At 59.6% G+C, this 11015-nt stretch carries 8 protein-coding genes; 3 read left to right on the forward strand and 5 right to left on the reverse strand.

Annotation, left to right across the window (positions count from 1 at the left end; all coding sequences use genetic code 11):
- The first annotated feature begins 10 nt into the window (after positions 1-10).
- Both H8F23_RS23910 and H8F23_RS23915 read left to right on the forward strand, forming a co-directional pair.
- Positions 11-2215, forward strand: coding sequence for a TonB-dependent receptor (locus tag H8F23_RS23910; RefSeq protein WP_194936019.1), 2205 nt, complete (start codon positions 11-13; stop codon positions 2213-2215).
- A gap of 307 nt (positions 2216-2522) precedes the next feature.
- Complete coding sequence (locus tag H8F23_RS23915) at positions 2523-4058, forward strand: FAD-dependent oxidoreductase (protein WP_194936020.1); 1536 nt, start codon at positions 2523-2525, stop codon at positions 4056-4058.
- Positions 4059-4183: 125 nt separating this feature from the next.
- On the opposite strand, the gene hemB is transcribed toward H8F23_RS23915, so the two are convergent.
- From hemB to H8F23_RS23930, 3 genes are all read right to left on the reverse strand, one after another.
- Positions 4184-5158, reverse strand: a complete 975-nt coding sequence (gene hemB, locus H8F23_RS23920) for a porphobilinogen synthase (RefSeq protein WP_034154617.1) — start codon at positions 5156-5158, stop codon at positions 4184-4186.
- 248 nt (positions 5159-5406) lie between these two features.
- Entirely contained in the window at positions 5407-6105 is a 699-nt protein-coding gene (locus tag H8F23_RS23925) for a glutathione binding-like protein (protein ID WP_194936021.1), read from the reverse strand.
- 84 nt (positions 6106-6189) lie between these two features.
- Complete coding sequence (locus H8F23_RS23930) at positions 6190-7596, reverse strand: hypothetical protein (RefSeq protein WP_228759357.1); 1407 nt, start codon at positions 7594-7596, stop codon at positions 6190-6192.
- Positions 7597-8000: 404 nt separating this feature from the next.
- Here H8F23_RS23930 and H8F23_RS23935 point away from each other — a divergent pair, with 404 nt between their 5' ends.
- Positions 8001-8675, forward strand: coding sequence for a histidine phosphatase family protein (locus tag H8F23_RS23935; RefSeq protein WP_093433895.1), 675 nt, complete (start codon positions 8001-8003; stop codon positions 8673-8675).
- 136 nt (positions 8676-8811) lie between these two features.
- Here the strand turns inward: H8F23_RS23935 and mnmH are convergent, their stop codons facing one another.
- Both mnmH and selD read right to left on the reverse strand, forming a co-directional pair.
- A complete protein-coding gene (gene mnmH, locus H8F23_RS23940) occupies positions 8812-9915 on the reverse strand; it encodes a tRNA 2-selenouridine(34) synthase MnmH (protein ID WP_194936022.1) in 1104 nt (367 codons plus the stop codon).
- A complete protein-coding gene (selD, locus tag H8F23_RS23945; RefSeq protein ID WP_007918229.1) occupies positions 9915-10949 on the reverse strand; it encodes a selenide, water dikinase SelD in 1035 nt (344 codons plus the stop codon). The genes mnmH and selD overlap by 1 nt, the downstream gene beginning before the upstream one ends.
- Between the last annotated feature and the right edge of the window lie 66 nt (positions 10950-11015).

Here is an 11015-nt window from a genome sequence, read left to right on the forward strand (position 1 = left end):
AGGTATCTAAATGTCCGCTTCAGCTCGACTCGCCGTCCCGTTTCGCCCGACGCTTCTCGCCCTGCTGTGCTCCCTGACTGTCACCGCTCACGCCGCAGACGGCGATAACAAGGCGCTGGTGCTGGACGACGTCAACGTCAACGCCCAAGCCCCGACGCCTAACGCCCTGCCCCCGGTTTACGCGGGTGGTCAGGTCGCCCGTGGCGGCCAGCTCGGCGTGCTGGGTAATCAGGACATGATGGACGCGCCGTTCAGCGCCGCCTCCTACACCGAACAATTGATTCAGGATCAGCAGGCCGAAGACGTCGCCGACGTATTGCTCAACGATTCGTCGGTGCGTCAGGCCTCCGGTTTCTCTAACCAGGCGCAGATTTTCATGATCCGCGGCCTGCCGCTGACCGGCGACGACATTTCCTATAACGGCCTGTACGGCGTGTTACCACGGCAGATCATTTCCACCGATGCGCTGGAGCGCGTGGAAGTGTTCAAAGGCCCGAACGCCTTTATCAATGGCGTGACCCCGACCGGTTCCGGCATCGGTGGCGGCGTCAACCTGCAACCGAAACGCGCCGGCGACGTGCCGCTGCGTCGTTACACCACCGACATCAACAGCGAAGGTCGCATCGGTCATCACTTCGACATTGGCCAGCGCTTCGGTGAAGACAACCGCTTCGGTGCACGGATCAACCTGTCCCAGCGCGAAGGCGAAACCGGCATCGATCACGAAAACCAGCGCTCGAAACTGTTCGCCATCGGCCTCGATTATCGCGGTGACGCCCTGCGCATTTCCGGCGACTTCGCCTATCAGAAAGAACGCGTCAACGGTGGCCGCAACTCGGTCAACCTCGGCACCACCACGCACATTCCCGACGCGCCATCGGCCGACACCAACTACGCGCCGAAGTGGGGTTACACCGACATCGAAGACACTTTCGGCATGCTCCGCGCCGAGTACGACCTGAACGACAACTGGACCGCCTACGCGGCCGGTGGCGCCAAGCACACCCGCGAAGTCGGGCGTTACAACTCGACCACGCTGGTCGGTAACAACGGCGCGTCGTTCACCACCGGCTCGTTCATTCCGCACGACGAAGACAACACCAGCGTGATGGCCGGCCTCAACGGTAAATTCAACACCGGTTCGGTCAGCCACAAGCTCAACTTCGGCCTGACCGGCATCTGGGCCGAACAGCGCAGCGCCTATGATTTTGACCTGACCCAATACGCCAACAACATCTACCACCCGGTGCAAACGCCGTCGCCGGTGGGCAACTTTGCCGGCGGCGACTTGAATGATCCCGGCATCGTCGGCAAGACCTTCAACCGCAGCATCGCACTCTCTGACACCCTTGGTTTCTTCGATGATCGCCTGCTGGTGACCGCCGGCCTGCGTCGTCAGCAACTGGTGGTGCAAGGCTACAACTACGCCAGTTGGGGCAGCGGCGGTCGCAAGTCGAGCTACGACGAATCGATCACCACCCCCGTCTACGGCGTGGTGTTCAAGCCGTGGGACCATGTGTCGTTCTATGCCAACCACATCGAAGGCCTGGCCCAGGGCCCGACCTCGCCGACCAGTTCCGGTGGTTTCCGTGTGACCAACGGCAACGAAGTCTATGCACCCGCGCGTTCCAAGCAGACCGAAGTCGGGGTGAAAGTCGACATGGGCACTTACGGCGCCAGCCTCGGTGTTTATCGCATCGAGCAGCCGAGCGATGGTTACTGCGAAATCGACAGTGCGACCACCTGCACCTACGTGCGTGAAGGCGAGCAGATCAACAAAGGCGTGGAAATGAACGTGTTCGGCGAACCGATCAATGGTCTGCGCCTGATCAGCGGTCTGACCCTGATGGACACCGAACTGAAGAACACCCTCAATGGCGCCAACGACGGCAACCGTGCGATCGGTGTGCCGACCTTCCAGTTCAACGCTGGTGCGGATTGGGATGTGCCGGGTCTGCAAGGTGTAGCGCTGAATGCGCGGATGCTGCGTACCGGTGGTCAATACGCGGATGCGGCGAACAACCTCAGCCTGCCGACCTGGAACCGTTTCGATGCCGGTGCGCGTTATGCGTTCAAGGTGTCAGAGAAGGACGTGACCGTGCGTCTGGGCGTGGAGAATCTGGCGAACAAGAAGTACTGGGAATCGGCTCAGGGTGGGTATCTGACTCAGGGTGAGCCGCGGGTGGCCAAGTTGTCCGGCACTATTGATTTCTAAGGCTGAAAAGCCCTCTCCCAAAGGGAGAGGGGACTGACCGTGGTGTTCTTGCAAGTTACACCGACCTGAAATATCGAGTCGAACTCAGGTTCTGAAAAGCCCCCAATCGGCTCCCTTTCCCCTCGCCCCCTTGGGGGAGAGGGCTGGGGTGAGGGGGTAAATTTCACTGTTACCAAAATCTCCCGCCGAACACCCGAAAAAGGCCCCACAGCCTCACCGCTGCGGAGCCTTTTTCCGTCTGGCCGATCAACTGGCCAGCCTCGCCTGCTGATCCATACTTGCTGCACGGCAAACGGAGGACAGGCCCATGAACCGCAGCGACGTTCTGATCATCGGCGCCGGCCCGACCGGGCTGGTGCTGGCCCTGTGGCTGAGCAAACTGGGGGTGCGCGTGCGGATCATCGACAAGGCCTCCGCGCCCGGTACCACGTCGCGAGCGCTGGCGGTGCAGGCGCGCACCCTCGAGTTGTACCGGCAACTGGACCTCGCCGACACCGTGGTGCGCAACGGCCATCGGGTGGCGGCGGCAAATTTCTGGGTCAACGGCAAACCGGTCGCGCAGTTGCCACTGAACCGCATTGGCGAAGGCCTGACGCCGTACGCGTTCGTCGAAATCTTCCCGCAGGATCAACACGAACGGCTGCTGATCGAGCGTCTTGAAGACTACGGCGTCACGGTCGAACGCGACACCACGCTGGAAAGCTTCGAGGAAACCGGCGACGGCCTCACCGCGCACTTGCGCCTGCCCGATGGCGAGCAGGAAATCTGCCAGGCCTGTTATCTGGCGGGATGTGATGGCGCCCGCTCAGTGGTGCGCAAAACCCTCGACACCGGTTTTCCCGGCGGCACCTATCAGCAGATTTTCTACGTCGCCGACGTCAAGGCCAGCGGCCCGGCGATGAACGGCGAGTTGCACCTGGATCTGGATGAGGCGGACTTCCTCGCCGTGTTTCCCCTGGCCGGCGAAGGCCGCGCGCGGCTGATCGGCACGGTGCGTGATGAGCGCGCGGATCGCGCCGAAAGCCTGGAATTCTCCGACGTCAGCAGCCGTGCCATCGAACATCTGAAAGTGCATATCGAAGACGTGCACTGGTTCTCGACCTATCGCGTGCATCACCGCGTGGCCGAGCATTTTCGCAGCGGTCGTGCGTTTCTGCTCGGCGATGCCGCGCATGTGCACAGCCCGGCGGGCGGTCAGGGCATGAACACCGGCATTGGCGACGCGATCAATCTGGCGTGGAAACTCGCCGCTGTGCTCAGCGGTGGCGCCGAACCAAGCCTGCTCGACAGCTACGAAACCGAACGCATTGCCTTCGCCCGCCGACTGGTGTCGACCACCGACAAAGTCTTCAGTTTTGTCACCGCCGAGGGACGCATGGCCGATCTGCTGCGCATGCGTGTGGCACCGTTTCTGATCCCGAAAATGGCTTCGTTCGAGGCCAGTCGCGAGTTCCTTTTTCGCACCGTGTCACAAGTCACCCTCAACTATCGCGGCATGCCGCTGAGCCAGGGCGCCGCCGGCCAGGTGCATGGCGGCGATCGCTTGCCGTGGGCGCATGATGGTGAGGGGGACAATTACGAACCGCTAAGGCAACCGTGCTGGCAGGTGCATGTGTACGGCGACACCAGCGACGAAATGATCGCCTGGTGCAATGAACACCATTTACCGCTGCATGTGTTCGACTGGCGCCCCGCGTTTGAAGCGGCGGGATTAGGGCGCAACGGTTTTTATCTGCTGCGCCCGGATACTTATGTGGCGATTGCCGAGAACAGTGCGGATCCGAAAGTGATTGAACGCTACTTCCGCGATCACGGCATCCGGCCCTACTTCAACTGCCCCTGACCCACCACAATCCCCTGTAGGAGTGAGCCTGCTCGCAATAGCGTCGTATCAGTCAACATTGATGTCGGTTGGCACTACGCTATCGCGAGCAGGCTCACTCCTACAGTTTGGATTTGCGGTGTTACTTAGATCCCGGCCAATGCCAGATCCATCGCAAAGTAAGTGAAGATCAGATCCGCCCCCGCCCGCTTGATCGCGCCCAGGCTTTCACGCACCACGCGATCCTCATCAATTGCCCCGGCCTGCGCGCCGAACTTGATCATCGCGTACTCGCCACTGACCTGATACGCCGCCAGCGGCAGGTTCGAGGCCTCACGAATGTCGCGGATGATGTCGAGGTAAGCGCCGGCCGGTTTGACCATCAGCGCATCGGCGCCTTCCTGCTCGTCGAGCAACGATTCGCGCAGGGCTTCGCGGCGGTTCATCGGGTTCATCTGATAGCTTTTGCGGTCGCCTTTCAGCGCACTGCCACCGGCCTCGCGGAACGGGCCGTAGAGTGCCGAAGCGAACTTGGTCGAGTAAGCCATGATCGGAATCTGGGTGAAACCGGCGGCATCCAGCGCCTGACGAATCGCTCGCACCTGACCGTCCATCGCCGCCGACGGCGCGATCACGTCGGCACCGGCGCGAGCAGCGGCTACAGCCTGTTTGCCGAGGTTGATCAGGGTCTGGTCGTTGTCGACTTCATGGTTGTGCATCACGCCGCAATGGCCGTGATCGGTGTATTCGCAGAAGCAGGTGTCGGACATCACGATCATCTCCGGCACAGCGTCCTTGGCGATGCGCGACATGCGCGAGACCAGACCGTCTTCGCGCCAGGTGTCGCTGCCGTTGCTGTCCAGATGATGCGACACGCCGAAGGTCATCACCGACTTGACGCCAGCACGGGCATAACGCTCGATTTCGCTGGCCAGTTTGCGCTCGGGAATGCGCATCACCCCGGGCATGCTCTTGATCGGCACGAAGTCATCGATTTCTTCCTCGACAAAAATCGGCAGCACCAGATCATTCAGGCTGAACTCGGTTTCCTGGAACAGGCTGCGCAGGCTCGCATTGCGGCGCAGACGGCGGGGACGTGCTTCGGGGAACTGACTGGACATGGGGGTCTTTCCTGAAAACGGCAGATGAGACGAAAGTCGTAGGGGGCGAAGCTTATGCCTTGCGGGGCGCGCGGTACAAACCTGGATCAATCAAGAGTGCATTACCGGGGGTGTAATAATCATCCGGTTTTTGCACATTCCCTTGTAGGAGTGAGCCTGCTCGCGATAGCGGTGTGTCAGTCAACATTGATATCGACTGATACACCGCTATCGCGAGCAGGCTCACTCCTACATGGGTTTGTATGTAGTCAGGAGGGAATGGTCAGGCCGCGAACCACCGCTGGGCGGGCGAGGAAGCGTTCCAGTACGCGGGTGACATTCGGGAAGTTGTTGATCCCGACCAAATCACCGGCCTCATAAAACCCGATCAAGTTACGCACCCACGGGAACGTGGCGATATCGGCAATGGTATAGCGCTCGCCCATGATCCAGTCACGGCCCTCGAGCCGGCCGTCGAGCACCTTGAGCAGACGTTTGCTTTCATCGACGTAACGATCACGCGGGCGCTTGTCCTCGTAATCCTTGCCAGCGAATTTGTTGAAGAAACCGAGCTGGCCGAACATCGGACCGATGCCGCCCATCTGGAACATCAGCCACTGGAGGGTTTCGTAGCGCTGCGCACCTTCCTGCGCGAGCAACTGGCCGCTTTTGTCGGCCAGATAAATCAGGATCGCACCGGATTCGAACAGCGCCAGTGGCTGATCTTCGGGGCCATGCGGATCCAGGATTGCCGGGATCTTGTTGTTCGGGTTCAGCGAAAGGAACTCGGCAGACAATTGATCATTGCTGTCGAAAGCGACCTTGTGCGGTTCGTACGGCAGGCCGATCTCTTCGAGCATGATCGAGACTTTGACGCCGTTGGGCGTCGGCAAGGAATAGAGCTGAATCCAGTCTGGGTACTGCGCCGGCCACTTCTGGGTGATCGGGAACGCGGACAGATCGGTCATGGGAAGCATCCAGTCACAATTTAAAGCCAGATCATAATTCAGAGCCGCCGCAGCCTGTGATCTTTTGGCCAGTGCTCGCCCACATCAATCCTCGATAAGGCGGTCAAGCCACGCATATTCAATTTTGTTGCGCTGCAACGTCTGCAGGCTTTTCGCCGCGTAAACAACGCTGTCAGCATTGTTCGCGGCCATGTGCGCGCGCATTTGCGAATTGGCATTGAACAGGTCAACCGCCGTATGAAGATCCAGATCGTCGTCGACGCCCAGGTAATCACTGACACCGAACAAAAAGCTCTCGTGATCGTCCCCGAAGGCCTTCAAGTAGTCGACCGTCAATCCACCACGCATGATCGCTTCGGAAACACCGCGCTCCGGCACGTCATAAATGCTTGGCAAATCCGGGTTCAACAAACCTTGCAGATGGTTGTTCAGATAGAAGAAATCTGCGGCGTTGGGCCCGATGGCCTGAAACCGGTCAACTCTGTTGGTGTGCAACATTTCATGGCCCAGCGACATACTCAAAATTCCACGTCGCATGTACTTTCGGTTGATGAAGAACCGGCCATGAAAATCTCTTTTGTACATCCAGGCGGCGGCGTCATTATCGACATCAACGCCGATAAATTTTTCCTCCCCCCACACGCCCTGATACTCCCTGGACAGCGCCAGGCCTCGCGAGACTGACTCAGCGAATTGCCCTGCAACGACTCGATGATCAGCGCCAAAGAAGCTTGTGTAAATCGCATCGGCATCTTGCAGATTTTGACCTATGGCGTAATTGGCATCAGAGAAAACCGTTTCGATCGCCCGCAACTCCGAACGAATGAGTGCTGCTTGTTTTGGCTTGAACTGCTTCAACCCACGCGCAACCAGGGTGGCACCGATCAACGTGTCACGCTCGATCATGTCTTCGCTGCCATCATGAATCCGTTTTTTTGCGTTCGACTCATTTCTGATGCCGCGAATCAGCTCATCTATATCGATATCAATCACGTTGACTAAGTCAGAGGAAGGCTGAGCAGCGGCGAGCTTCCACAGCCTGTTTTGCGGATCAAAGATCAGCGCCGGCCCGGAAGCTGCCAATTCGGATGCCAATGTCGCCCGATACTCGCCGGTTGCTGCTGTTTGCCGAACCTGAACGATCTCGTCGCGAGCAATATCGACGTATTGGCGCCCGTTGAAGATCCTCAAGCCCTGGGCATCGGCCGCAGGCAAGCTGGCCGGTGATTTCAAGCGATAGTGTTCAAGTGATCCGACCACAGGACGAATAGGTAAAACCCCGGCAGACGGCAATGCTGAGACCGTGAAAGGTGCAGTGGACATTTCAGGTTGATTGGCAGCCGCCACCTGCGTTTGCGGCTCATCAAGCCGCGAATTCTTCACCGGCCCGTCGTCGGCGAGCACACCGTTGCTTCTTTTACGAGACGGGTTTGCGTCTGCCAGTCCAGGGCTGGACAGCGAGTGGGTGGCGGTTTTGCGAACAATGCCCATAAAAATCCTTTTTTTAAGAGTGCTGCCCAATGAAAAACCAGGCAGACGTCGCGATAGTCGTCTATCACACAGGCGCCATTGCAATCGACTGAGCAGCATCGGGTGCGGTACATGGATATCGCACATAAAAGGGAGTTTTATGCATTCTCGAGGAGCCGGCGCAAAAAAACGTCTGCTGCGTCGAACCGTAACATCCTGTCGCTAACCTGTGCCCAAGCCGTTGAAGTTTGCCGCTAAAGTGCCACGCACTCGTACGGATCGAACCAAATCGGCCCCAAGGGACTCTGAGCTATGGCTTTGTTGCAGAGGAAGCCGTTCACGACAGGGAAAACACCCGGCGCTGGGAGCCCGCGGTGTAAAGGTTTGTCAGCCTTAACCGAATTTGCTGAAGAACCTTTTATTTCATGACGATCCTTATGCGATTCGCCAAACGTTTCAAACACCGCGCATATGTGGCCCTGCCTTCCCTGCTGGCCGTCAGTGCGCTGTTCCTGTCGCTGGAGTCCAGCGAAAGCCGCGCGCAACCGGTGGACGGTACCCAGACGCTGGTGTTCCTGCGCCATGCGGAGAAACCTGAAGGTGGCCTCGGCCAGCTCAACTGTCAGGGCCTGAACCGCGCCATCGACCTGTCGACGCTGCTGCCGGAGAAATTCGGCAAGGCCGATTACGTGTTTGCCGCCAACCCGACGCGCAATGTCGAGGAAGGTGAGCTGGATAATTCCTACAGCTACATTCGCCCGCTGATGACCATCAGCCCCGCCGCGATCAAGCTCGGCCTGCCGGTGAACATCGAATTTTCGGCCAACGACACCAGCGATCTGGCCCGCGAACTGCTGGAAGACAAGTATCACAACTCGACGATCTACACCGCCTGGTCCCACGGCTATCTGCCGGAGCTGATCAACAAGGTGGCGGGTAACGCGGTCGGCGAGAAACAGAACATCACCGATGACTGGGCGGGCAACGATTTTGACTCGCTGTACGTGCTGACGCTGACCTGGCACAACGGCAAGGCCAGTCTGCAGAGCCACAGCTACAAGCAGGGGCTGGATCATGGCAAGGAAACCTGCCCGACCTGAGTTTTGTGTGGCCTGACCGGGCCCCTTCGCGAGCAAGCTCGCTCCCACAGGGATCGGAGTCAGGCATACCATTTGTGTTAAATGAAGATCCAATGTGGGAGCGAGCTTGCTCGCGAAGAGGCCAGCCGCCACAACCTCAAGCCTCCCGGCTCACCCGCTCGCGAAGATACTCCAGCACCGCCCCACGCTCCCCGGCAAACTCGATCCGCCCGCCCTTCTTCTCACGCTGGAACACATACATCGGGTCGTAGTACTCACGCAGCAAGCCTTCGATCCAGCCGCGATGCAAATCCACCGCGCCGCTGCGCCCCTGCTCGATCAACGCCTCTTCCATCACCAACAGTATTCGCCGATGACGTTCGCCACCGAGGCGTTTTTGCACATTGTTGAGGCTTTCCAGCAGGCGTTCAGAGAACAACGTGAAGCCCTCTTCACCGTGCACAGCCGTAAATTCCGCAGACAGATCCACCACGTAATCACGCAGAATCCGCTCCACGCGATCGTCAAAACTGTCTTCCAGCCAGACCATCGGGTACTGCTGCATGCCCTGATACAGCGGCAGCGGCAAGGCGCAACTGCCGACCACCCGACTCTCGTCCTCCAGCACGAACTGCGTAAACCCCGCGTCGCGTTTCTTGAGAATGTCGATGGCCAGGCGGTTTTCAAAATCGATGTTCGACGGCTGTCCGGTGGCGCGTTTGCCGAAGCTTGAGCCACGATGATTGGCGTGCCCTTCCAGGTCCAGGCCATTGCGCAACTGCACCAGCACTTCGGTCTTGCCAGTGCCGGTCATGCCACCGAGCAGGACGAAATCACATTGCGCGATGGCCTGTTCAAGGGTGTCGATAAGGAAGTTGCGCATCGCTTTGTAACCACCGCCGATGCGCGGATAGTCGATGCCGGCCTCGTCACGCAGCCATTGCTGGGTGATCTGCGAGCGCAAGCCGCCACGAAAACAATACAGATAACCCTCAGGATGGGCGCGGGCAAAATCGGCCCAGGCCTGGATGCGCTCGGCTTTCACCGTGCCCGAGACCAATTGATGGCCCAGCTCGATGGCGGCCTGCTGGCCGTGTTGTTTGTAGCAAGTGCCGATCTTCTGCCGTTCGACGTCGTTCATCAGCGGCAGATTGACTACCCCGGGGAACGCACCGTGGGAGAACTCGATCGGCGCGCGGGCATCCATCAGCGGCCGGTCGTTGAGGAAAATGTCTCGGTAGTCAGTGCAGTCGCGGAGCATCAAATCACCTCGACTGCGTTCGTCTGTCGCTCAACCAGTTCGCCGATTGGCGCAAGGTTCAGACCCAGTTCGGCGGCGACAGCGAGGAATTCTTCGTTGCCTTCAGGCGTCACGGCGATTAGCAGACCACCGCTGGTTTGCGGGTCGCAGAGCACGCGTTTATGCAACTCCTGCACACGGCCGACCTTGCTCGCATAGCTGTCGAAGTTGCGCAGCGTACCGCCGGGGACACAGCCCTGATCGAGGTAATACTCGACGCTGTCCAGACGCGGTACGCGGTCATAGGCGATGCGTGCGGTGAGCTGGCTGCCATCGGCCATTTCCACCAGATGCCCGAGCAGGCCAAAACCGGTGACGTCGGTCATCGCCGTGACACCGGCAAGTTTGCCGAAGCGGCTGCCGGGTTTGTTCAGGGTGCACATCCAGTCGCGGGCCACGCCGACGTCGGCGGCGCGCAGCTTGCCTTTCTTTTCGGCGGTGGTGAGGATGCCGATGCCCAGCGGTTTGGTCAGGTACAACAGGCAACCGGCGGTGGCGGTGTCGTTGCGCTTCATGTGGCGCTTTTCCACCAGTCCGGTGACGGCGAGGCCGAAGATCGGCTCTGGCGCATCGATCGAATGCCCGCCTGCCAGTGGAATGCCCGCCGCGTCGCACACGGCACGGCCACCGCGAATCACTTCACGCGCCACTTCCGGCGCCAGCACATTGACCGGCCAGCCGAGAATCGCGATGGCCATCAGCGGATCACCGCCCATCGCGTAGATGTCACTGATCGCGTTGGTCGCGGCAATCCGGCCGAAGTCGAACGGATCGTCGACAATCGGCATGAAAAAGTCGGTGGTCGAGACCACACCGCGCTCGGCATCAATTTCGTACACCGCCGCGTCATCGCGCGAGGCATTGCCGACCCACAGTTTCGGATCCAGGTTCTGGGCACCGCTGCCGGCCAGAATCACTTCCAGCACCTGCGGGGAAATCTTGCAGCCGCAACCGGCGCCGTGGCTGTATTGGGTCAGACGAATCGGCTCGCTCATGGGGGAGTCTCAGGCTGTTGATGGGGCCGATTCTAGCAGAGCGCGAGGCAGCAGTTTTTTGATCGT

The sequence above is a fragment of the Pseudomonas neuropathica genome (assembly GCF_015461835.1).
Classification (GTDB): domain Bacteria; phylum Pseudomonadota; class Gammaproteobacteria; order Pseudomonadales; family Pseudomonadaceae; genus Aquipseudomonas; species Aquipseudomonas neuropathica.

Coding starts and splice junctions, on each gene's coding strand:
- mnmH (WP_194936022.1), bottom strand. CDS start 9,915: ATGCTCCGCGACTGCACTGACTACCGAGACATTTTCCTCAACGACCGG.
- selD (WP_007918229.1), bottom strand. CDS start 10,949: ATGAGCGAGCCGATTCGTCTGACCCAATACAGCCACGGCGCCGGTTGC.
- H8F23_RS23925 (WP_194936021.1), bottom strand. CDS start 6,105: ATGACCGATCTGTCCGCGTTCCCGATCACCCAGAAGTGGCCGGCGCAG.
- H8F23_RS23915 (WP_194936020.1), top strand. CDS start 2,523: ATGAACCGCAGCGACGTTCTGATCATCGGCGCCGGCCCGACCGGGCTG.
- H8F23_RS23930 (WP_228759357.1), bottom strand. CDS start 7,596: ATGGGCATTGTTCGCAAAACCGCCACCCACTCGCTGTCCAGCCCTGGA.
- H8F23_RS23935 (WP_093433895.1), top strand. CDS start 8,001: ATGACGATCCTTATGCGATTCGCCAAACGTTTCAAACACCGCGCATAT.
- H8F23_RS23910 (WP_194936019.1), top strand. CDS start 11: ATGTCCGCTTCAGCTCGACTCGCCGTCCCGTTTCGCCCGACGCTTCTC.
- hemB (WP_034154617.1), bottom strand. CDS start 5,158: ATGTCCAGTCAGTTCCCCGAAGCACGTCCCCGCCGTCTGCGCCGCAAT.